This window comes from Stenotrophomonas sp. GD04145 (genome assembly GCF_029835135.1).
Taxonomy (GTDB): Bacteria; Pseudomonadota; Gammaproteobacteria; order Xanthomonadales; family Xanthomonadaceae; genus Stenotrophomonas; species Stenotrophomonas maltophilia_P.
In genome coordinates this window covers 1-22174 of sequence record NZ_JAODZG010000057.1, presented here as the reverse complement: position 1 = coordinate 22174, position 22174 = coordinate 1, and the positions used below count along the sequence as shown (strand labels likewise).

General features: G+C 67.0%; 24 protein-coding genes and 1 tRNA gene. 14 read left to right on the top strand and 11 right to left on the bottom strand.

Annotation, left to right across the window (positions count from 1 at the left end):
* The first annotated feature begins 136 nt into the window (after positions 1–136).
* From ruvB to queC, 10 genes are all read left to right on the top strand, one after another.
* Positions 137–1177 (top strand): Holliday junction branch migration DNA helicase RuvB, encoded by a 1041-nt coding sequence (gene ruvB / locus N7367_RS17670; protein WP_065174760.1) that lies wholly within the window; start codon positions 137–139, stop codon positions 1175–1177.
* A complete protein-coding gene (gene ybgC / locus N7367_RS17665; protein ID WP_053520250.1) occupies positions 1167–1598 on the top strand; it encodes a tol-pal system-associated acyl-CoA thioesterase in 432 nt (143 codons plus the stop codon). The genes ruvB and ybgC overlap by 11 nt, the downstream gene beginning before the upstream one ends.
* 10 nt (positions 1599–1608) lie before the next feature.
* Positions 1609–2388, top strand: coding sequence for a protein TolQ (tolQ, locus tag N7367_RS17660; protein ID WP_053520249.1), 780 nt, complete (start codon positions 1609–1611; stop codon positions 2386–2388).
* Positions 2389–2412: 24 nt separating this feature from the next.
* Positions 2413–2841 (top strand): protein TolR, encoded by a 429-nt coding sequence (gene tolR / locus N7367_RS17655; protein ID WP_053520248.1) that lies wholly within the window; start codon positions 2413–2415, stop codon positions 2839–2841.
* Entirely contained in the window at positions 2831–3883 is a 1053-nt protein-coding gene (tolA, locus tag N7367_RS17650; protein WP_053520247.1) for a cell envelope integrity protein TolA, read from the top strand. The genes tolR and tolA overlap by 11 nt, the downstream gene beginning before the upstream one ends.
* 181 nt (positions 3884–4064) lie before the next feature.
* Positions 4065–5384: a Tol-Pal system beta propeller repeat protein TolB gene (tolB, locus tag N7367_RS17645; RefSeq protein ID WP_053520246.1), complete on the top strand. Its 1320-nt coding sequence runs from the start codon at positions 4065–4067 to the stop codon at positions 5382–5384.
* A gap of 64 nt (positions 5385–5448) precedes the next feature.
* Positions 5449–5967 carry a peptidoglycan-associated lipoprotein Pal gene (gene pal / locus N7367_RS17640; RefSeq protein WP_005418510.1) on the top strand — a complete coding sequence of 173 codons (519 nt, stop codon included), beginning with the start codon at positions 5449–5451 and terminating at the stop codon, positions 5965–5967.
* A 3-nt stretch (positions 5968–5970) separates the two neighbouring features.
* Positions 5971–6786: a tol-pal system protein YbgF gene (gene ybgF / locus N7367_RS17635; RefSeq protein WP_053520245.1), complete on the top strand. Its 816-nt coding sequence runs from the start codon at positions 5971–5973 to the stop codon at positions 6784–6786.
* 229 nt (positions 6787–7015) lie between these two features.
* Positions 7016–7717 (top strand): 7-carboxy-7-deazaguanine synthase QueE, encoded by a 702-nt coding sequence (gene queE, locus N7367_RS17630; RefSeq protein WP_180875522.1) that lies wholly within the window; start codon positions 7016–7018, stop codon positions 7715–7717.
* A gap of 76 nt (positions 7718–7793) precedes the next feature.
* Positions 7794–8459 carry a 7-cyano-7-deazaguanine synthase QueC gene (queC, locus tag N7367_RS17625; RefSeq protein ID WP_279942903.1) on the top strand — a complete coding sequence of 222 codons (666 nt, stop codon included), beginning with the start codon at positions 7794–7796 and terminating at the stop codon, positions 8457–8459.
* Between the two features lie 417 nt (positions 8460–8876).
* Here queC and N7367_RS17620 read toward each other — a convergent pair whose 3' ends face one another.
* Positions 8877–9833: a DUF2268 domain-containing putative Zn-dependent protease gene (locus N7367_RS17620; RefSeq protein ID WP_279942902.1), complete on the bottom strand. Its 957-nt coding sequence runs from the start codon at positions 9831–9833 to the stop codon at positions 8877–8879.
* A gap of 175 nt (positions 9834–10008) precedes the next feature.
* On the opposite strand from N7367_RS17620, the gene N7367_RS17615 reads away from it, so the two are divergent.
* Positions 10009–10084 (top strand) — tRNA-Lys (locus N7367_RS17615).
* Positions 10085–10515: 431 nt separating this feature from the next.
* On the opposite strand, the gene N7367_RS17610 is transcribed toward N7367_RS17615, so the two are convergent.
* From N7367_RS17610 to N7367_RS17600, 3 genes are all read right to left on the bottom strand, one after another.
* Positions 10516–10953 (bottom strand): hypothetical protein, encoded by a 438-nt coding sequence (locus N7367_RS17610; RefSeq protein WP_279942901.1) that lies wholly within the window; start codon positions 10951–10953, stop codon positions 10516–10518.
* Positions 10954–11010: 57 nt separating this feature from the next.
* A complete protein-coding gene (locus tag N7367_RS17605) occupies positions 11011–11340 on the bottom strand; it encodes a hypothetical protein (protein ID WP_279942900.1) in 330 nt (109 codons plus the stop codon).
* Positions 11341–11414: 74 nt separating this feature from the next.
* Positions 11415–11771, bottom strand: coding sequence for a hypothetical protein (locus N7367_RS17600; protein WP_279942899.1), 357 nt, complete (start codon positions 11769–11771; stop codon positions 11415–11417).
* Positions 11772–12484: 713 nt separating this feature from the next.
* On the opposite strand from N7367_RS17600, the gene N7367_RS17595 reads away from it, so the two are divergent.
* Complete coding sequence (locus N7367_RS17595) at positions 12485–13336, top strand: alpha/beta hydrolase-fold protein (protein WP_279942898.1); 852 nt, start codon at positions 12485–12487, stop codon at positions 13334–13336.
* 82 nt (positions 13337–13418) lie between these two features.
* Positions 13419–14357 carry an alpha/beta hydrolase-fold protein gene (locus N7367_RS17590; RefSeq protein ID WP_279942897.1) on the top strand — a complete coding sequence of 313 codons (939 nt, stop codon included), beginning with the start codon at positions 13419–13421 and terminating at the stop codon, positions 14355–14357.
* Positions 14358–14393: 36 nt separating this feature from the next.
* On the opposite strand, the gene N7367_RS17585 is transcribed toward N7367_RS17590, so the two are convergent.
* Both N7367_RS17585 and N7367_RS17580 read right to left on the bottom strand, forming a co-directional pair.
* Positions 14394–14816, bottom strand: a complete 423-nt coding sequence (locus tag N7367_RS17585) for a response regulator (RefSeq protein ID WP_065174769.1) — start codon at positions 14814–14816, stop codon at positions 14394–14396.
* Between the two features lie 92 nt (positions 14817–14908).
* Positions 14909–15670 (bottom strand): CPBP family glutamic-type intramembrane protease, encoded by a 762-nt coding sequence (locus N7367_RS17580; RefSeq protein WP_279942895.1) that lies wholly within the window; start codon positions 15668–15670, stop codon positions 14909–14911.
* 150 nt (positions 15671–15820) lie between these two features.
* Between N7367_RS17580 and N7367_RS17575 the strand changes: the two genes are divergently transcribed.
* Positions 15821–16138 (top strand): zf-TFIIB domain-containing protein, encoded by a 318-nt coding sequence (locus tag N7367_RS17575; RefSeq protein ID WP_279942894.1) that lies wholly within the window; start codon positions 15821–15823, stop codon positions 16136–16138.
* A gap of 33 nt (positions 16139–16171) precedes the next feature.
* Here N7367_RS17575 and N7367_RS17570 read toward each other — a convergent pair whose 3' ends face one another.
* The 5 genes from N7367_RS17570 to recQ form a co-directional block, all read right to left on the bottom strand.
* A complete protein-coding gene (locus tag N7367_RS17570) occupies positions 16172–16684 on the bottom strand; it encodes a GNAT family N-acetyltransferase (protein ID WP_065174771.1) in 513 nt (170 codons plus the stop codon).
* Between the two features lie 81 nt (positions 16685–16765).
* Positions 16766–17695 (bottom strand): copper resistance protein B, encoded by a 930-nt coding sequence (locus N7367_RS17565; RefSeq protein WP_279942893.1) that lies wholly within the window; start codon positions 17693–17695, stop codon positions 16766–16768.
* Positions 17692–19500: a copper resistance system multicopper oxidase gene (locus tag N7367_RS17560; RefSeq protein ID WP_279942892.1), complete on the bottom strand. Its 1809-nt coding sequence runs from the start codon at positions 19498–19500 to the stop codon at positions 17692–17694. The genes N7367_RS17565 and N7367_RS17560 overlap by 4 nt, the downstream gene beginning before the upstream one ends.
* Positions 19501–19574: 74 nt before the next feature.
* Positions 19575–19955 (bottom strand): CopL family metal-binding regulatory protein, encoded by a 381-nt coding sequence (locus N7367_RS17555; RefSeq protein ID WP_053520158.1) that lies wholly within the window; start codon positions 19953–19955, stop codon positions 19575–19577.
* A gap of 151 nt (positions 19956–20106) precedes the next feature.
* The gene (gene recQ / locus N7367_RS17550) at positions 20107–21909 is read right to left on the bottom strand and encodes a DNA helicase RecQ (protein WP_053520157.1); all 1803 of its coding nucleotides are present in this window, start codon (positions 21907–21909) and stop codon (positions 20107–20109) included.
* Positions 21910–22174 lie beyond the last annotated feature (265 nt).

Sequence of the window (22174 nt, the reverse complement as noted above, 5' to 3'; positions counted from 1 at the left end):
AACCGGACCCACCCCGCCATTCCCCAGGAAGCCCGCTTCGGCTGTTGCTGTTGAGGTTGCCGGCCAGCGGCCGGCACTACCGCGGGTGCCGGGCGCAGCCCGGCCGAAACCCGCGCTTTTGCCGCATAATCAGCACATGACCGACGACCGCATCATCGGCGCCGGCGCCACCCGCGAGGATGACGCCGCCGACGCCAGCATCCGCCCCAAGCGACTGGCCGATTACCTGGGCCAGGCGCCGGTGCGCGAGCAGCTGGAGATCTACATCGAAGCGGCCAAGGCCCGCGGCGACGCGCTCGACCATGTGCTGATCTTCGGTCCGCCGGGGCTGGGCAAGACCACGCTCAGCCACGTCATCGCCAACGAGCTGGGGGTGGCGCTGCGGGTGACGTCCGGTCCGGTGATCGAAAAGGCCGGTGATCTGGCCGCCCTGTTGACCAACCTGCAGCCACACGACGTACTGTTCGTGGACGAGATCCACCGCCTGTCGCCGGTGGTCGAAGAAGTGCTGTACCCGGCGATGGAGGATTTCCAGATCGACATCATGATCGGCGAGGGCCCTGCGGCCCGCTCGATCAAGATCGACCTGCCACCGTTCACGCTGATCGGGGCCACCACCCGCGCCGGCCTGCTGACCGCGCCGCTGCGCGACCGCTTCGGCATCGTCCAGCGGCTGGAGTTCTACAGTGTCGAGGAGTTGACCCGGATCGTACGCCGCTCGGCCACCATCCTGGGCATCGACTGCACCGCCGATGGCGCAGGGGAGATCGCGCGCCGTGCGCGTGGCACCCCGCGCATCGCCAACCGCCTGCTGCGGCGGGTGCGCGACTACGCCCAGGTGAAGGCGGGTGGCCATATCGACGTGGCGGTCGCCCAGGCGGCCATGCAGATGCTCAAGGTCGACCCGGAGGGTTTCGACGAGCTCGACCGGCGCCTGCTCAGGACCCTGGTGGACTACTTCGACGGCGGCCCGGTCGGCATCGAATCGCTGGCCGCCGCGCTGTCCGAAGAGCGCGGCACGCTGGAAGACGTGGTCGAACCCTACCTGATCCAGCAGGGCTTCCTGGTGCGCACCGCGCGCGGCCGCATGGCCACCCACAAGGCGTACCGGCACATGGGCCTGAAGCCGAAGAACCCGCCGCAGGACCTGTTCGCGGAGGTTCCCGATGTCGGTTGAGCCACTATTCAGTTGGCCGACACGCATTTACTGGGAAGATACGGACGCAGGCGGGGTGGTCTACCACGCCCGCTACGTGGCCTTCATGGAACGGGCCCGGACCGAATGGATGCGCGCGCTGGGCTATGGCCAGGAGCGCATGCGCAGCGAGCACGGCATGGTCTTCGCGGTACGTGCCATGCAGATGGACTTCATCCGGCCGGCGCGGCTGGATGACCTCCTGCAGGTGAGTGCCACGCTGGTCCAGCTGAAGAAGGCCAGCATGGTCTTCGATCAGCGGATCGAGCGCGACGGCGAACTGCTGCTGTCGGCGCAGGTCCGCATCGCCGCACTGGACGCGGCCAGTTTCCGCCCGCGTGGCATGGACGACGCCGTCCTTGCCGTGCTGCAACCCTACCTCCACCCCGAATCCGAACACTGAGGAACAACGGATGATCGCAACGCTCCTGGCCCTGCAGGCCACGGTCACCGAGGCACTGCCGGCTGACGTCAGCAACGCCGCGACCCAGACCCTTGCCCAGGCCACCACCGGCGGCGGCATCAACTACCTCGAACTGATGGCCAAGGCCAGCCTGCCGGTGAAGATCATCGTGCTGCTGCTGCTGGTCGGCTCGTTCGTCAGCTGGGTGATCATTTTCCGCAAGGCCCGCGTGTTCAAGCAGGCCACCCGCGAGGCGGACGAGTTCGAGAACCGCTTCTGGTCCGGCGCCGACCTGGGCAAGCTGTACAGCTCGGCCACCGACCGCAGCCGCAACGTGGGCGGCCTGGAGGCGATCTTCGAGGCGGGCTTCCGCGAGTTCACCCGCCTGCGCGACAAGCGCCGGCTGGATGGCCGTGCGCAGCTGGAAGGCGCGCAACGTGCGATGCGCACCACCTACACCCGCGAAGTCGACCAGCTCGAGCGCAATCTGGAACTGCTGGCCAACATCGGCTCGACCGCGCCTTACGTGGGCCTGGTCGGCACCGTGTTCGGCATCATGGTGACCATGCATGACATGATCAGCAGCGGCGCCCAGGCCGGCATCGCCTCGGTCGCCCCGGGCATCTCCGAAGCGCTGTTCGCCACCGCCATCGGCCTGTTCGTGGCGATCCCGGCGGTGTGGGCCTACAACCGCTTCACCACCCGTGTGGAGCGCATGTCGGTCCGTTTCGAGACCTTCGCCGACGAGTTCAGCTCCATCCTGCAGCGCCAGAGCGCTGGCGACGAGTAAGCGCCTGACCCGGGAGTCCAAGCCATGTCCGCTGCCATCGGTCGCCGCAAGCGCCGCAAGCTGAAATCGGAAATCAACGTCGTTCCCTATATCGACGTCATGCTGGTGCTGCTGATCATCTTCATGGTCACCGCGCCGCTGCTCACCCTGAGTTTTGACGTGGACCTGCCGAACTCCAATGCCAAGGCGCTGGAGAGCAAGCAGGATCCGGTGATCGTTTCGGTGCGCCAGGACGGCCAGCTGAGCCTGAAGCTGCCCGACGCCAAGGAGCCCACGGCCGTGTCTGCCGAGGAGCTGGAAGGGCGCCTGGCCGGCATCGCCGCACAGGACAAGGGCCTGCGCGTGATCGTCGCCGCCGACCGTGCCGTGGCCTATGAGAAGGTCATCGCGGCGATGGACGTGATCAAGCGCGCGAAAGTGGACAAGGTAGGCCTGGCCACCGATGCACGCTGAGACCCTGCCGCCTCCGCGACAGCAGGAACCGGGCTGGGGCCTGCCCCTGGCGCTGGCCGTGCTGGTGCACCTGCTGGTCGCGCTGGTGTTCATCCTGGCGTGGCTGTGGTCGCCCACGCGCAATACCGATGCCGCTGCCGGTGATCCCTCGGTCGAGGCCAGCCTGGCGCTGTCCGCGTCGGAGGCGGCCGCTGCGCGCCAGGCCCTGCGCCAGTCGGAGAAGCTGGAAGATCTGCCGCCGCCGGTTGCCGAGCCGATTCCGGTGCCCGAGGACACCATTCCACCGCCGCAGCCGATTCCCGAGCCACGTCCGCAGGATGCTCCCACGCCGCAGCAGCAACAGGCGCAGGAGCGTGTCGCCCAGCCCGATACGCAGGACCAGGAGGCGGTGAGCGCACTGGCCATCTCGCAGGAGAAGGCCCGGCAGGAACAGGAAGCCAAGCGCCGCCAGGAGCAGATCGACCTGACCGAGCGCAAGCGCCAGGAAGAAGCCGAGCAGAAGCTGCGCCTGGCCAAGCAGCAGGAAGAAGACGCCAAGAAGAAGCGTGCCGAGCAGGAGCGGCAGGCCGCCGACCAGGCCGAGGCCGAACGGCAGAAGAAGATCGCCGAGATCCGTGCCAGGCGCGAACAGGCGGAGAAGGAAGCCAAGCTGGCCGAGCAGAAGCTGCGCCAGGTCGCCGCCGCACGCAACGCCGCCGGCAGCGCGCCGGCCGGCAACACCGGTGCGGCACAGCCGGCCGCTGGGGGCGGTGGCAACAGCGATGATCTGTCGGCGAAGTACGCTGCCGCGATCCAGGCCAAGGTTCGCAGCGCCTGGACGCGTCCAGACAGTGTGCCGCTGGGCCAGCGCTGCCAGATCACCATCACCCAGATTCCGGGGGGGCAGGTGCTGCAGGCCAAGGTGGGCGCCAACTGCCCCTATGACGAAGCCGGCAGGCGTTCGATCGAGGCCGCAGTGCTCAATGCGCAGCCGTTGCCCTATCGCGGATTCGAATCGGTGTTTGCGCGCACGCTCAACCTGACCTTCACCGCGCAGGATTGATCGGCCGCGCGGGCCGGCCTGCGGGTCGCCCCGTCGCGCGGCAGCCGACCGATACGTTAATGGGACGTGAGAGGACGGGCTGGAACTGACCCGGAATTCACGTACCCTTGGTTCATGATTGCGAAGCGGTTCACCGCCGCTTTGCTATCCCTCGTTCCGGTTTCCCCCTATTGAGCGCTCCATGAAGAAGATGCCTCGTTGGCTTGCCGTGTTTGCGGCCCTGTTGCTGCCCTTCGCTGCCGTCGCGCAGCAGAGGGGACTGGATATCGACATCATCGGCGGCAACGCGTCCGCGCTGCCGATCACCATCGTGCCGATGCCCTACCAGGGCTCGTCGGCCGCACCGCAGACCGATGTCGCCGGTGTGGTCCGCGCCGACCTGGAACGTTCGGGCCAGTTCCGCACCCTGCCCGAAGCGCAGATCGTGGAAAAGCCCGTCCGTGGCGGCGAGATCCAGTTCGCCACCTGGCGCGCGCTGAAGCAGAACTACATCGTGGTCGGCCGCGTGCTGGATGCCGGTGCCGGTGCCTACCGTGTCGAATACGAACTGTTCGACGTGCCGAAGGGCGAGCGCCTGCTCGGCTTGGCGATGACCGCCCGCGGCAATGCCATGCGCGACGTCGCCCACCAGATGGCCGATGCCATCTACGAGAAGATCACTGGTGTCCGGGGTGCCTTCTGGACGCGCATCGCCTACGTGACCGCCAGCGGCAAGGGCGACGCCATGCGCTATGCGCTGATGGTGGCCGACTCCGATGGCTACAACCCGCAGACCATTGTGCGTTCGGCCGAGCCGCTGCTGTCGCCGTCGTGGAGCCCGGATGGTGGCAAGCTGGCCTACGTCAGCTTCGAGCGCGGCAACTCGGCCATCTACATCCAGAACATCGCCACCGGTGCCCGTGAGCTGGTCACCAGCTTCCGCGGCATCAACAGCGCGCCTGCGTTCTCGCCGGACGGCCGCAAGCTGGCCCTGACCCTGTCGCGCTCCGGCAACCCGGAAATCTACGTGATGGACCTGGGCAGCAAGCAGCTGACCCAGCTGACCAACCACTTCGCCATCGATACCGAGCCGACCTGGGCACCGGACGGCAGCGCGGTGTACTTCACCTCCGACCGCGGCGGCCGTCCGCAGGTCTACAAGGTCGGTGCCGGCGGCGGCAGCGCCGAGCGCGTGACCTTCCAGGGCAACTACAACGCCAAGCCCTCGGTGTCCTACGACGGCAAGAAGATCGCCGTGGCCCAGGGCTCGGGCAACAGCTACAAGATCGCGATGATGGACAGCTCGCTGGGCTCGCCGCGCTGGAGCACCCTGTCCCCGGGTTCGCTGGATGAATCGCCGAGCTTTGCGCCCAACGCAAGCATGGTGCTGTACGCCGCCCGCGAAGGTGGCCGTGGTGTGTTGTATGCCGTTTCGGCCGATGCGCGGGTTCGCCAGCGCCTGGTTCTGGCCGATGGTGATGTGCGCGAGCCGGCATGGTCCCCATACCGTACCCAGCGCTAAAAGAGTGTTAATATTTTCGCTGTCTTGAACCCCTCATCGGCCTAGGAGCCACAAAGGTATCGCCATGAACAAGTCCACCCGTGTTCTGCTTGTTTCCCTGCTGTCTGTGGCCGTCCTGGCCGGTTGCTCGAAGAAGGTGAAGGAAGAGCCGGCAGCCCCGGTCGACACCGGCACCTCGACCACCACCCCGACCGGTCCGTCGACCTCCGGCCTGTACGGCCCGGGCGACCTGGATACCGATGCCTGCCTGCGCCAGCGCGTTGTCTACTTCGACCTGGACAAGGAAGACGTGAAGCCGGAATTCCAGGCCATCATGGCTTGCCACGCCAAGTACCTGCGTGACCGCCCGTCCTCGCGCATCACCCTGCAGGGCCACACCGACGAGCGTGGTTCGCGCGCGTACAACCAGGCCCTGGGCGAGCGTCGTGGCAACGGCGTCAGCTCGGCGCTGCAGGCCAACGGTGGCTCGGCTTCGCAGCTGACCGTCGTGTCCTACGGTGAAGAGCGTCCGGTCTGCACCGAGTCGAACGAGTCCTGCTGGTCGCAGAACCGTCGCGTCGAAATTGTCTACACCGCGCAGTAATCCATGCGCATTGGCATCAAACTGATGCTGGTCGTTGCGGCAGCCCTCGTGGCTGCCGCACCGGCGCATGCACAGCGACAGAGTCTGGCCGATCGTGTCGGCGCGCTCGAGCAGCAGATGTACAACAACAGTGCCAACCAGGACCTGTTGAACCAGATCAACCAGCTGCGGCAGCAGGTGACCAGCCTGCAGGCCTCGATCGAGCAGTTGCAGCACGACAACGCCCAGCTCAAGCAGTCCGCCCAGGATCAGTACCTGGACCTGGACAGCCGCCTGAACCGGTTGGAAGGGGGCAATGCCCCGGTCCTGCCCCCCGTTCCGGCGAACGCGCCGCAGGCCGCACCGGCCCCGGCCAAACCGGCAGCGGCGGCCACTTCCGAGCGGCCGCCGTCCATCCATGGCGATCCCGGCAGTCTGGCCGCCACGGGCGACGAGCGCACCGCCTACAACGTCGCCTTCGATTCGCTCAAGGCCGGCAAGTACGATGATTCGGCGCAGCTGTTCCTGAGCTTCCTGCAGTTGTATCCGAACGGCGTGTACGCGCCGAATGCACTGTACTGGCTGGGCGAGAGCTACTACGCCACCCGCAATTTCCCGATGGCCGAGACCCAGTTCCGCGAGCTGCTCTCACGCTATCCGACCCATGACAAGGCCGCGGGCGGCCTGCTCAAGGTCGGCCTCTCGCAGTATGGCGAGGGCAAGGTCGATCAGGCCCAGCAGACGCTGGAGACCGTCGTGGCGCAGTACCCCGGCTCGGACGCCGCGCGCACCGCGCAGGACCGCCTGCAGTCGATCCGCCTGGGCCAGCAGATCCGCTGACCGGGCGTACAATATGTGTCCCGTAGCGCCGAGCTCATGCTCGGCTGCTTTCGTTTCCGGATCGGCCAACCCGCCCGGATCCGGTAGCGCCGGGCCATGCCCGGCGGCTCGCATCACCGGCTGGGCCATGCCCGTCCGGTTGCTGTTGTAGAGCCGAGCCATGCTCGGCTGCTTTCGTTACCGGCCACGGTAGCCCATCCGCCACGTGTCCCACAAAGAAGTTCCCGCCATGACCGCCGTTATCCCGTCCAACGCCGTCGCCACCCCCAGCGACATCGTGCAGTCGCCCCTGCCGCGCCTGAAGATCACCGAGATCTTCACCTCGCTGCAGGGCGAAGCCGATACCGCCGGCTGGCCGACCGTGTTCGTGCGCCTGACCGGCTGCCCGCTGCGCTGCCAGTACTGCGACACCGCCTACGCCTTCCACGGCGGCACCTGGTGGGATATCGACGACATCGTGGCCGAAGTGCTGGCCCAGGGCGTGCGTCACGTCTGCGTGACCGGCGGCGAGCCGCTGGCGCAGAAGCGCTGCCTGGTGCTGCTGCAGAAGCTGTGTGACGCCGGCCTGGACGTCTCGCTGGAAACGTCCGGTGCGCTGGACGTCAGCGCGGTGGACCCGCGCGTATCACGCGTGGTCGACATCAAGACCCCGGGTTCGGCCGAGGTGGCGCGCAACCGCTGGGAGAACCTGCCGCTGCTGACCGCACGCGACCAGATCAAGTTCGTCATCTGCAGCCGCGAGGACTACGACTGGGCCAAGGCCCTGTTGGCCGAGCACGAGCTGGTGAAGCGTTGCACGGTGTTCTTCTCGCCCAGCAAGGGGGAGATCACCGCGCGCCAGCTGGCCGACTGGATTGTTGAAGACCGGCTTCCGGTACGCTTCCAGATGCAGCTGCACAAGATTCTGTGGAACGATGAGCCGGGCCGCTGAGGCCACCCTTGTTTCCTGATGCAACTCCGGCGCGGGACAGCGTGCTGGCTTTCCTCCCCCAACCGGAAGATTTTCCATGAAGAAGGCAGTCGTGCTTCTCTCCGGCGGCATGGATTCAGCCGCCGTCATCGCCATGGCCCAGGAACAGGGCTTTGCCGTGCATGCCCTGAGCGTACGCTATGGCCAGCGCCACACCTCCGAACTGGACGCCGCCGCACGCGTGGCCAAGGCTCAGGGCGTGGTCGCGCACAAGACCGTGGATGTGGACCTGCGCAGCATCGGCGGCTCGGCACTGACCGATGACATCGACGTGCCCGAGGCCGGCGGTGCCGGCATTCCGGTCACCTACGTGCCCGCACGCAACACCATCATGCTGTCGCTGGCCCTGGGCTGGGCCGAAGTGCTGGGCGCCAACGACATCTTCTGTGGCGTCAATGCCGTGGATTACTCCGGCTACCCGGACTGCCGCCCCGAATTCATCGCCGCCTTCCAGACCCTGGCCAACCTGGCGACGAAGTCCGGCGTGGAAGGCGCAGGCATCAAGGTGCACGCGCCGCTGCAGTTCCTGAGCAAGGGCCAGATCGTCAGCGAGGGCGTGCGCCTGGGCGTGGACTTCGGTCTGACCGTGTCCTGCTACAACGCTGATGTCAACGGTGCCGCGTGCGGCCACTGCGATGCCTGCCGCCTGCGTGCACAGGGCTTCGCCGACGCCGGCGTGGCCGACCCGACGCTGTACGCCTGAGGTGATGGGGGCTGATGCCCCAATGGTGGGTGCCAACCTTGATTGGCACTGAGCGCCGGGCAGGCCTGACTCTGGTGGGTGCCAACCTTGGTTGGCACTGAGCGCCGGGCAGGCCTGACTGTGGTGGGTGCCAACCTTGGTTGGCACTGAGCGCCGGGCAGGCCTGATTGTGGTGGGTGCCAACCTTGGTTGGCGCTGTGCGCCGGGCAGGTCTGACACTGGTGGGTGCCAACCTTGGTTGGCACTGTGCGCCTGGCAGGCCTGACGCTGGTGGGTGCCAACCTTGGTTGGCACTGTGCGCCGGGCAGGTCTGACTCTGGTGGGTGCCAACCTTTGGTTGGCACTGTGCGCCGGGCAGGGTCTGACTCTGGTGGGTGCCAACCTTGGTTGGCACTTTGCGCCGGGCATGGCCCGGCGCTACCGCTGCTGCAACCAACCCGAAGCTTCGATGAAGGCCCGCACCGCCTTGGGATCGGCGTAGTCCAGCTCGATCATCCGCGCGATCCCCGCCTTCTCATCGGCCTGCCGGCGCATGTACTCCTGCGCGATGCGATAGCCGGCGTAGTAGCCCACGTCGCTCACGCCGAACGGATTGCGGGCACTGTTGTACAGCCAGTTGTCCAGGTCATCGCCGTCCATCTCGGCGATGAACCGGGTACGTATCTCCGCCTCGTGCAGCGGGCCGTAGTCATAGAGCGGCAGGGCAGGGCGCCTGCCGCTGATGCGCTCGGCGATGTACTCGGCCACGCCTTCGCGCACTGTGTACTGGGCCAGATTGCCGGTGGTCTCGCGTTGCTGGGTGTGCACATACTCATGCAGGTTGTTCTGCGCGTTGTTCGCGCCGGGGCGGCTGTCATAGAAGATGCGCAGGCGGCTGCGCATCGGCTCCGGCAGTTCGCTGACATCCACGCGCGCGTCGCCCAGTGCCATCTCCGCACCGATCAGCACCTGGTCGCCCAGCGTGGTGCCGCCGGTACGCAGCACGCCCACCGCATAGGTGATCGTGGCCGGGCGCAGGGCGGGGTAGAGCGTGCGGAAGGCCATGAGATCCTGTTCCAGCGTCGCGCTGGCACTGCGGGCGTTGGCTGTCAGTGGCCTTACCGAGTTCCAGAAGCGCGGCCACGCGCGCATGGCATCGGCATACTCGCGCGCGGTGTAATTGCGGACCTGCATCAGCGCATGCAGGCCGGGACTGCCCGGGTCGACGTAGCGCTGCTGCACGAGCGCCACCCGGCGCTCGGCATCGGGTTCGGCGCGCACCGCATCGTAGGTCGCCCAGAAGCGGGCGATGTCGTCGCTACGCACCGGGGACGGCGCTGCCAGCGCGGCGCCGGGCAACAGCAGTGCGGCGATCAGGGGCAGGCAGCGGCGCATCCAGGCTCTCCAGTGGGGATCAGGGATGGGATGCGCGGTGCGGGCGGAAGGTTTAAGCCGGTTCAAGCCGGCCGCCCGGGCGCTTGATTGCCCGGGCTGCGGGTATGGGGTTTCGCGTCGCGTGGCAAAGTGGGGTAGAATGCCCACCCCCGCCACGCGGCTGGGGCAGTGCACCGGGCCGTTAGCTCAGTCGGTAGAGCAGAAGACTTTTAATCTTTTGGTCGTAGGTTCGAATCCTACACGGCCCACCATTGCACTCAGAGACTTAAGCGTCCTTCGGGGCGCCTTTTCTTTGGATCGTCCTCCGCCTCAAGGCCAAGGGCAACGCGCTTCATTCTCCATCTGCGCCCCATTCTGCGGCTGCGCGCAGACGTTGCATGGGGCTGACGATTGCGTGTCGCTCACGACTTCACTTTCTGGCTTCGGAACAGCACATAGGCAAGGACAGCGGCGATCCCGGCCGGGATCAGCACGGCCGCAAGCACGATCATCCAATGCCAGAAGCTGAAGCTGCTCATACGGTTGGACCCTGGACTGGTGGCTTGAATCCTAGCACCGCGCAGTCAACGCTGCGGCGGCCTGTTTTGATGCATGTGCGGCATGGAGCGGAGATGCTGGACGAAAATCCGACGCAGATCGCGGAGCATTCCAGGGCCGTACAGGAGTGCAAAGCGGAACTGGACTAGTTCATGCTCTCGGGGCTGAAGCCGCGCTTGAAGTGATACTCAACCAGCATCCACCCGCTGTCGATCCCTGTATGGGCCCAGGTTTCGATGGAGCCATCTGCCTGGCGAGTAGTGATCGTGATCGCCTCGCCCTGCCGCCCTGAGACGGGCAGCTCCACGGTTGGGCCGCTGGATGTTCGAGTCAGCGGCTGTGGCTCAATCTGCCTGCGGACAATCGAGATATCTCCCCCAGAGGTGATGGGCGCATGTCCGGGAGACCGTGCCTTGACCCACGCCAGAATGGACGCGGCCTCGACGGAGCCTGCTGGCCAGGTCGTCCGCGATTCCAAGGTGGTGCGCGCCTTTACGGGGGCGGCTTGTGCACCGGCCAGTGCCGGGCCGACAGACACACTCGTCAACAGCGCGATGCCGAAAGCAAGCGACTTCATCTGCATGGGAATTCCTTTCCTTGGACAGCGATCAATGGGTGCGTTCCCCACCTCCTGTGGAGGCTACTTCGCCGTCGCAGCCTTGGCCTCTGCTGCCTCGCGTTCCGCCGCCACGGTGGCAGCGACATTCGCAGCGCGGGCGGCAGCATTCGCGGCCCGCTCTGCCGCGGCACGATCTGCATCGAACCGCGCCTGCCGTTGGATGCTGTATCTGCGCTCCAGTTCCACTGATGCAGCGAAGCTGTCCGGGTGTTTTACGGCGCAGGCCTGCTGCACCAGTTGCACTGCACGGTCGGACAGCCCGGGCTGGAGGTTAGCGAGCAGGCAGTCGCCATACGGTGCGGATGCGGTTGGGCCTGCGGCCAGTGCTACGACGATCATTGCATTCAACATGTGTACCTCCTTGTAAGTTTGAACATGACGATGGACCGGTCCGGCCCGAGTATGGACCGCTTTGCGGCAGCGGGCTACTCGGCCCGCACATCCCTGCACACCAGTTCCGCCAGGCTGCGGCAGGCGAAGAACAGCCCTTCCACCACCCCGGAGTCCAGATGCCGGTCCGGCGTTGCCATTTCCCGGCAGCGGTCGGCGGCGTGCAGCATTTCCGCCACGGTGAGCATGCCGATGGCCGCCCGCTCCACCCGCGACAGGGCAACCCCACGCCCTGGGGAAACGTCGGCCTCAGGCCAGGGCAGACCATCGGCACCTTCACCCGCGCGGATGCGTTTCAGGCAGCCCAGGAAGGTGCTCAGTTCGGGCGATGGGTTGTCATCGTCATCGTTGACGCTGGCGGTATCTGAAACATACGGCGGACGCTGGTTCATGTCGGCTTCCTCGGCGCTGGGGTGGGAATGCCACCGCGCAGGACGGGTGGCAGGCGATGCGTGGCTGCAAGCCGGGATGACAGTAAGCAGTTAACCGGCGGGTCCGAAAACCCCCACGCACCGCCCGCCATGAAGGCCGACGGATCACCCGCCGGCACGGTCCAGAGACAGTGTCGGCGGGTGAGCGCAAACAACATGCTTACAGTCATCATGGGCTTGCAGGCCCGGCGCCACCCGTTGTCGGTGGCGCTGCATGGTGTTTACGCACGCGCTTGGATTTCAATGAGGATTCTCCGAAGAGAAATGCGGAACCAAGGCGCGCGACGATGGTGGCGCAGGCGCATCTGATGCGGCAAGCGACAGTACGCGACGTGTTGATGCTTACGCCCGGTTTATCGCGTTGGAAGTTGTCGAGAACAGCGGGTGGCGGCGACCATGTCGTGATGTGTCGCGTGGAAAATGGGCGTGACTTTCGCCTGCAGCGGTGGCAAGGCCTGCGAGTCGTACCCTCGAAAATCGGTGCATTTGCGACGACCGAGATGTTGGCGTCCGCGCCAGAGCGAGGTGTTGTAGAGCCGAGCCATGCTCGGCTGCAGTTCGCGTCAGGGCCAAGCCGAGCGTGGGCTCGGCTCTACAGTGATCCATCCACGTTTGGCGTGGATCTACAGCGACCTCGCGCTATGCTCGGCCTCTTTCCCAGGACGGGTTCTCCCATGCGCCCCATCGTGCTGTCGCTGTTGTTGTCCGCCGTCTCCGCCGCGCCACTGATGGCCGCCGAACCCGCGCCGTCCGCGCAGACAACGCCGGCCGCGCCGCTCGTCATCGGCGAGACCTTCACCGTGCAATCGAAGGCGCTGGGCGAGACCCGCCGCATCAATGTCTACCGCCCGCAGCCGTGGGGCCTGGATCCGAAGGCACCGCTGCCGGTGCTCTACATGCCCGACGGCGGCATCGGCGAGGACTTCCTGCATGTGGCGGGGCTGGTGCAGGTGCTGACCGGCAACGGCAGCATGCGTCCGTTCCTGCTGGTTGGCATCGAGAACACCGAGCGCCGCCGCGACATGACCGGCCCCAGCAAGGACCCGCAGGACCAGAAGATCGCGCCGCGCATCGGCGGTTCGGCGGCCTACCGCACCTTCCTGCGCGATGAACTGATGCCGCAGGTGCGCCAGCGCTACCCGACCACCGACGAGCGTGCGTTGATCGGCGAATCGTTGGCCGGCCTGTTCGTGGTTGAAACACTGCTGCAGGAACCGGCGCTGTTCAACAGCTACATCGCGCTCGATCCCAGCCTGTGGTGGAACCGTGGCACCTTGCTGGCCGGCGCAGCCACGCAGCTGCCGGCGGTGACGCAGGCAAAGCCACGCGTGTTCCTGGCCAGCAGTGGGCAACCGGAACTGGCCAGTTCCGCGGCGCAGTTGGCCACGCTGCTGCAACAGCCGTCGCCGTCGCCGCTGGTGAAGTACCTGCCGCTGCCGGAAGAAACCCACTCCACGATCTATCACCCGGCCGCATTGCAGGCACTGCGCACGCTGTTCCCGGCGCCGCCAGCGGCTTCGCCCTGACCGCACTGGCACCGGCGTGCACCGCATGCAAGGATGCGGCAGCGGCGCCATCCGGTGCGCCGCCCGTAACGGGAGCGTGTGGATGCAGCGTGTGCGTGGATGGAGTGTGGCGGCCTGTCTGGCCGTAAGTGGCTGTGCGATGTCAGTGGCGCCACCGGCGGCGCAGAGTGAGGCAAAGCAAAGCGCGTCTACCGTCGCGCCGGGTGTGGTGCTGCCGGATACCGAGGCGCTGCGCGTGCACGATCCGGTCGGCCGCGATTACCCGGTGTGGGTGGCGTTGCCGGCCGACTACGCCGCACATCCGGAAAAGCGCTATCCGGTGCTGTACGTGACCGACGCGCTGTACAGCTTCCCGCTGGTACGCAGCGTGCGCAACCTGGTGGGGCAGCAGGGCGTCAACATCGAGAACTTCATCCTGGTCGGGCTGCCGCCGCAGGAGGGGCTGACTTCCAAGCAGAGCCGCTCGCGCGACTACACGCCCAGCAATCCCGCGCGCACGGTCGATGGCTACTACAGCAATGACGTCACCTACGGCGGGGCCGCGCATTACCGCGATTTCCTGGCGGCGCAGGTGCTGCCGATGGTCGATGCGCGCTACCGCACCGATCCCGGCCGACGCATGTTCGCAGGCCACTCCTATGGCGCTTTGTTCGGCGCCTATGTGCTGACGACCCACCCGGACATGTTCAGCACCTACATCCTGTCCAGTCCTTCGCTGTGGTTCGATCAGCTGCTGCTGCCACGCATGCAGGACGCCGCCGTCATCCCGGCGCAGCCCACCCGCGTGCTGCTGTCGGTGGGCAGCTATGAAACGGACAAGCCGGGACCGCGCTATTCAACCGGCAACGACATGCTGCGGCAGACCGCCGACTTTACCGCCCAGCTTGAGCGCAGTGGCCGCAAGCTGAAGGTGGACAACGTGGTGATCGACGGTGAGGATCACCTGACCGTCTACCCGCGGGTGATCACCCGTGCGCTGCTGGAAGTGTTGCCGGGCGAAGGGCCGTATACCGGCGGTTGAGGGCGGAGGTCATCCACGCAGGACGTGATGACTGCTTCACGCCGCCTGTGCATCCGGCCCGGTCAATACGCCCACATCCGCATGGCGGAAGCACAGGCGGATGGCATCGAGCAGTTCGCTCATGTTGTACGGCTTGGGCAGGAAATGGATGCCGTCGCGCAGCTGCGGCAGGACGGCGTGCTGGTCCATGCCCGATGTCACCAGGATCGGCAGCTGGGGATGCAGGCCGCGGACCCGGTTGGCGGCTTCGATGCCGCTGATCGGGCCCAGATTGACGTCGGTGAACAGCAGGTCGAAGCGCTCGCCGGCGGCCAGCAGGCCCAGTGCCGCTTCGGCAGAGCTCACCCCCACCACGTGGCAGGCCTGGCTTTCCAGCGCCATGCGGCTCAGTTCGCGGGTCTCCTCCGCGTCCTCGATCAGCAGGACGCGCGGTTCAACGTGGCGCTTGGACAGCAACATGACGCGACAACTCCGGACAGCGACGGTGAAAAGGCGCGCAAGTATGCGCAATCCGGTAGTGATCCCGGCGTGCACGGCAAGCCACGTCGGTGTTACAGGCGGCGGCGCCGGTGCGCGCCCCAGGCCAGGACCGCGACCGCCAGCAGAGCCGTGCCGATGCGCAGGCTGGTGGCCTGCCAACCCAGCGCGGCGGCGTCATCCAGGCTGAACACGTTCCAGGCCAGGTTCATCGACACGTGCAGCGCCAGGCCGCACCACAGGGTGTTGCCATCCAGGCGGTCCAGCCAGGCGAAGACAAAGCCCCCCAGGGCGATCACTGCGCCGACGAACAGCGCCACCCCACCGCCATCGAAACCGCCGAATCCAAGCCAGTGCACCATGCCGAACAACAGGGCCTGCGGCAGTGCGAGCAAGGGCCACGGGCCGCGCACGATCTTCACCAGCAGAATGAAGCCCAGGCCGCGGAACAGAATCTCTTCGGCCAGCGGGAACAGAACGGCCAGCATCGTCGCATCGAGGGCGGTCAGCGCCGTGTTGGGTCGGCCGAGCACGGCCAGACCCACCCAGCAGGGCAGGCTGGCCAGCAGCACCCATAGCGGTCCGCGCATCCCGTTGCCGCGCAGGCCGAGGCTTTCGGCCAACCCCATGTGGCGCGGACGCAGCAGCAGGGCCAGCAGCACGGCCACCAGCACCGCCAGGGCGTTGTCGAGCAGGCTGCCGCCATAGGGGATCGGCAGGCCGGGGATGGGCCGCCCCAGCGCCGCCGCGATGTCACGTACGTTCAGCCCCAGGCCCGTTCCCAGCAGGACCAGCAGGATCCGGGCGGCAGTCGGCAGGCGGGGCAGGACACTCATCAGCGCATTCCATGCGGGACCAGACCGCAGTGTGCGAGGCGGCGCGATGCAGGGCACGCGCCGGAAGTCCCCCTGCCATCGGTCATGCGTTGCCGGACAGTCATCGCAGAGCAGGTAGAGTCCAGATCAGACCTGACAGGAGCGATGCCGATGCTGTGCCCCGTGTGCAAGACCCAGACCCTGCAGATGGCCGAGCGCCACGGCATCGAGATCGACTACTGCCCAGAGTGCCGCGGCGTGTGGCTGGATCGTGGCGAGCTGGACAAGATCATCGAGCGCGCCAATGCCGGTGCGGCGGTGCCGCCACCGCCGCCAGCACAGGCACAACCGGCGGCAGTGCCACCGCCGGTGATGCACCGCGATACCCGCCACCTTGGCCAGCGTCACGACGAAAACCGTGGCCAGCACGGTTACGGCTACAAGAAAAAGAAGAAGGAAAGCTTCCTGTCCGACCTGTTCGATTTCTGACAGGCCCACGGGGCAGCGGCGATCCCGGGGGCGTCAGGCCCGGCGCAGGATGAACTCGCGATCGCGGCTGTCGCCGACGATGAAGTCGTATTCGCCGGCCTTGCTGCAACCGTAGCGCGCGTAGAAGCGCTGTGCGCCGAGGTTCTCCTCCCAGACGCCGACCCACAGGGTGCGGCGTTGCGGCGTATCCAGCCAATGCAGGAACGCCTCCATCAGGCGCGCCCCGTGGCCGCCGTTCTGGTACGCCGCCAGCACATACAGGCGCTTGAGTTCGATGTCGCCGTCGCGGGCGTCGACATGCGGCAGGGTGTTGGCTCCTGCGGCCAGATAGCCAACCACCGTATCGCCATCGAGCAGCAGCCAGACCGCGCTGCGTGGATCGGACAGCTCGATGCGCTGCGGCTGCGTGCTGTAGTGCGCATGCAGGAACGCATGCAGATCCTGCGGCGGATAGGAGTCGCCCCAGGTTTCGGTGTAGGTGGCGATGGCGATCGCTGAGAGCGCTTCAGCGTCGGCGAAGGTGGCGCGGCGGATCTGCAAGGCCATGATGCAAGCTGCGAAAGAACGTGCCGCAGTGTAGCCGGCCCCGGTCTGAACCGGGGCCGGCTGCTGCACGCATTGTGCCGACTAGAACCACATGCGCACGCCCGCTACCCAGCGCGTGTCGCGCGCGTGGTCGCCGGCATAGTCGGCGGTATCGCCGAAACTGCGCTCATGGGTAATACCGATGTAAGGCGCGAAGCGGCGGCTGAACTCGTAGCGCAGGCGCAGTCCGGCCTCGACCTTGTTCAGGCCGCGCCCGATGCCGTACTCCGGTTCGTCCTTGCTGGCCACGGTGGCCTCCACCAGCGGCTGCAGGATCAGCCGGTTGGTCAGCAGCACGTCGTACTCCACTTCGGCCTTGGCCAGCAGCTGTCCGCCGGAGCCGGCATAGAGCGTCGCTGAACTCTCGAACTTGTACGGCGCCAGGCCCTGGATGCCGATGGCCGCCCAGGTTCGGGAATCGGCGGGGCGGAAGTCCTGGCGGACACCCACCAGCACATCCCACCAGGGCGACACGCTGCGCCCGTACAGTGCTTCCACCGCCGAGGATTCGGTGCGGCCCTCACTGCGCTCGCCATCGGTGCGCAGCCACAGGCGGTTGATGTTGCCGCCGATCCAGCCGGTGGCCTCCCAGGCCTGGCCGTTGCTGTTTTTGCCGTCCCAATGCTCCAGGCGGTCGATCAGCAGCAGGCTGTTGATCTCCGGCGCATGCTCCATCGCGCCATGGGCGATGGGCGGGAACGCGGCGGCACGATCGGCGTCGGTGGGCACTGGAATCGGCTCGCGCGGCTCGGTCGGCGCGGACGTGCCGTGACCCATCGCCGCGTGATCCATCTGCGAGTGATCCATCTTCGAGTGATCAACCGCGTCTTCGGCAGTGGGCTGCTTGGTCTTCGGCGCCGGTGCCGGTGCGGGCGTGGGCCTGTCATGGCCTGCGTGCGACTGTGCGAAGGCAGGCAGTGCGACGCTCAGGGCCATTGCCAGCAGGCTGGGGGAGAAAAGGGAGCGCTTCATTCTTCGATCCTCACTTCGCGCATCATCCCCGCTTCCATGTGGTAGAGCAGGTGGCAGTGATAGGCCCAGCGGCCGAGCGCGTCGGCGCGAACGCGGTAGCTGCGGCGGGTGCCCGGCGGCATGTCCACCGTGTGCTTGCGCAGCTGGAAGTTGCCCTGCGCGTCCTCCACATCGCTCCAGACGCCATGCAGGTGGATCGGATGCTGCATCATCGTGTCGTTGACCAGCACGATGCGCATGCGCTCGCCGTAGTTCAGCCGCAGTGGCTCGGCGCTGGCGAATGGAATGCCGTCGAACGACCACGAGAACTTCTCCATGTGGCCGGTCAGGTGCAGCTCGATCTCACGGCTGGGCTCGCGGCCATCGGGGTCCCCGAACAGGCTGCGCATCGCGCCGTAGGTCAGCACCTGGCGGCCGTTGTCGCGCAGGCCGATGCCGGGGTCGTCCAGCTTGGGATCGGTGGCCGAGCTCTGCATGTCCACCAGCGGATTGTTGCGTTCGCTGGCCGGGTGCTGCGGTGCCTTGCCGGTGGTGGCTGCGCCGCCATGCGCGCCGTGACCCATGCTGGCGCCGCAGCCGCCTTCCATGCCTTTCATCGCGGCCATGTCATGACCGCCGTGACCGCCGCCCATGTCGTGACCCATATCGCTCATCGTCAGCATCGGGCGTGGGTCGCGGGCGGGAACCGGCGCCCGCAGGCCGTGGCGCACGGCCAGGGTGCCGGCCGCGTAGCCGGTGCGGCCCATGTCCTGGCAGAAGATGGTGAACGCATCCTGTCCGCTGGGTTCGACCAGCACGTCGTAGGTCTCGGCGGGGGCGATGCGGAACTCATCGATGCTGACCGGATGGATGTACTGGCCATCGGCAGCGACCACGGTCATCTTCAGGCCGGGAATGCGCACGTCGAAGTAGGTCATCGAGGCGCCGTTGATGAAGCGCAGCAGCACCTTCTCGCCAGTGCGGAACAGCCCGGTCCAGTTGCCGGCCGGCGCGGTGCCGTTCATCAGGTAGGTGTACGTATGCGCGTTGATGTCGGAGATGTCGGTGGGTGTCATCCGCATCCGTCCCCACATGCCGCGGTCGGACAGCGCCGCGGACCAGCCATCGCGGCGCACATCGCGCACGAAGTCGGGCAGGGTGCGCTTGTAGTAGTTGTCGTGCTCGGCGAGCTTCTTCATGCGCCGGAACAGTGCACCCGGGTCCATGTCGGTCCAGTCCGACAGCATGATCACGTGCTCGCGGTCGTGCCGGTACGGGGCCGGCTCGGCCGGGTCGATGATCAGTGCGCCATACAGGCCGGCCTGCTCCTGGAACATCGAATGGCTGTGATACCAGTACGTGCCCGACTGCTTGAGCTGGAAGTGGTAGTGGTAGGTCTCGCCGGGACCGATGCCGTTGAAGCTCAGGCCCGGGACGCCGTCCATGTTGGCCGGCAGCAGGATGCCGTGCCAGTGGATCGAGGTCGGGTGGCGGTCCAGCGTATTGCGTACGAACAGATCCACGGTCTGGCCCTCGCGCCAGCGCAGGATCGGTGCCGGCAGTGAGCCGTTGACGGTGATCGCCGGCCGGGTGCGACCAGTGAAGTTGGCCAGCGATTCGCCGATGGCCAGTTCCAGGCGGGTATCGGTCAGCACGGCGGGTGCGCCGGCCAGGCGCGGGGCGGCACTGGCCGCAGCGAGCGCTCGCTGCGGCACGCCGACCGCGGCGATGCCGGCAACCACGCCGCCAGCGGCGAGACCCTGAACGAACAGGCGGCGCGACGGCATGGGCAGGGCGCCCGGGCCGGGGGGAATGCGGGTATTCATGGTGGTGACTCCAGACACGGTAGGACGCCGGCAGCGGGCCGGCTTGAGTGCGCGTGGCGCACGACGCGTGTGGATCAGGCGATGGGAGGGCGGGAAAGTGGCGGCAACGGCGGCGCCGGGCGGCCGTTGGCCGGCATCGGCTGCGGTGTCAGCGACAGGCCGGGACCGGCCATGAAGGGCAGCGCCTGCACCGCCAGCAGGGGATGCTGGGCACAGCTGCGCAGGCAGTCCTTGATCTGGCAATGCGCATCGTGGGCCGCCGGTTGGGCCTGCGGCGCCTCGTCGGCGGACATGGCGGCGTGGTGATGGCAGTCGGCGTCGCCCGCCATCGTCGCCATCATCACGTGGGCCATGCGGCCCATCTCCTCATGACCGCTGGCCATGGCCGCGTTCAGCCCGTTGAGCAACAGGCTGAGCATGAGCACGACGCGGAGCAGGGTCGAGGCCAGGGACATGGCGCTAATCTAGCCGCAAGCGGGCCCGGATGCACTTCCGGCTGAATGGCCGGTTCAAGATTGGAGCGGCACCAATGTAGAGCCGAGCCCGCGCTCGGCTGCTTCTGCGGCAACAGCCGAGCGTGGGCTCGGCTCTACAGGAGGCCCGGCGCTACCCCTCTTCGCGCACGATTTCCACCAGGCGCGGACCATAGCGGCTCAGCTTGGTGCCCCCGATGCCGCCGACCCGGGCCAGCTCGTCCAGGCTGGTGGGGCGCTGTTCGGCGATGTTGCGCAGGGTACTGTCGTGGAAGATCACGAAGGCCGGCACGTTCTGCTCGCGGGCCAGTTCGGCACGCAGGCCGCGCAGGGCATTGAACAGGGCCAGATCCTGCGGGGGGACCGACAGGCCGGTGCGCTGCGCGCTGCGTTCGCGGCCGGCGCTGGTCGCAGCCTCGCGGCGCATGTTCACCGTGCGGCGGCCCTTCAGTACGTCGCGGCTGGCATCGGTCAGGCGCAGGCCACCGTGGCCTTCGCTATCCACTTCGAGCAGGCTGGCGGCCACCAGCTGGCGGAATACGCTGCGCCAGGTCCGTGCATCCAGGTCCCGGCCGATGGCGTAGGTGCTGAGCTGGTCATGACCTTGCTGGCGCACCTTCTCGTTCTCGCTGCCGCGCAGGATGTCGATCAGGTGGCCGACGCCGTAGCGCTGGCCGCTGCGGTAGACGCAGCTCAGCGCCTTCTGCGCGGGAACCGTCGCGTCCCATGCCGCCGGCGGGGTCAGGCAGTTGTCGCAGTTGCCGCAGGGGCGGGGATAGGTCTCCCCGAAGCCGGCCAGCAGCACCTGGCGGCGGCATTGCATGGATTCGCAATAGCCGAGCAGGTGGTCGAGCTTGGACCGCTCCAGCTGCTTGCGTTCCTCGCCGGCTTCGGACTGCTCGATCATCTGCTTGAGCAGCACGACGTCGCCCAGGCCGTAGCACAGCCATGCTTCGGCCGCTTCGCCATCGCGGCCGGCGCGGCCGGTTTCCTGGTAGTAGCCTTCCATCGACTTGGGCAGATCGGTATGCGCAACGAAGCGCACGTCCGGCTTGTCGATGCCCATGCCGAAGGCGATGGTGGCGCACATGACGATGCCGTCCTCGCGCAGGAAGCGGCGCTGGTTGTCCGCGCGGACGTCGGCGGGCAGGCCGGCGTGGTAGGGCAGGGCGTTGAAGCCCTGTCCGCGCAGGTACTCGGCGGTTTCCTCGACCTTGCGCCGCGACATGCAGTAGACGATGCCCGCCTCGCCGCGATGGCCGCGCAGGAAATCGGTCAGCTGCTTGCGTGCGTTGTCCTTCTGCACCACGGTGTAGCGGATGTTGGGGCGGTCGAAGGAGCTGACGAAATGGCGGGCATCCTGCAGGTCCAGGCGCTCGGCGATCTCGCGCTGGGTCGGCGGATCGGCGGTGGCTGTCAGGGCAATCCGGGGAATCTGCGGCCAGCGCTCGTGCAGCACCGTCAGCTGGCGGTACTCGGGGCGGAAGTCATGGCCCCATTGCGACACGCAATGGGCCTCGTCGATCGCGAACAGGGCGATCCGGCTGCGCGAGAGCAGGGACAGGAAGCGACCCGTCAGCAGGCGCTCGGGTGCGACATAGAGCATGTCCAGCTCGCCGGCCAGCAGTTCGCGTTCGACGCGGCCGGCAGTGTCCGCGTCCAGCGTCGAGTTCAGGTATTCGGCGCGCACGCCCAGCTGGCGCAGGGCTTCGACCTGGTCCTGCATCAGTGCGATCAGCGGTGAGATGACAATGCCGCATCCGTCGCGCAGCAGGGCGGGCACCTGGTAGCACAGCGACTTGCCACCGCCGGTGGGCATCAACACCAGGGCGTCGTGACCGGCAGCCACGTGCTCCACGATGTCCTGCTGCGGACCACGGAAATCGTCGTAACCAAAGACGCGGTTGAGCAGGTCGTGCGCGGGACGGGAAGCCATCGCGCTAGTTTACCCCGGAGGGAGGGGTAGGGGTTCGGCAGGGCTGCGCCCTGCACCTGCTGCAAGCCAGTGCAACGTCAAAGGCAACAGCCGGCTCTGGGCTGATCCGCGGTCTGGTGGGGCGGTGTCGGAGTGCGGGGACGCCGCAAGTACGTCCGTGTAGGCTTGGCAGCCGCATCCATGCGGCTGACACCCCGCACTCCGACACCGCCCCACCTTCGACAGTTTCCCGGTGAGGGTGGGGCCATCCACGCCCTGCGTGGAT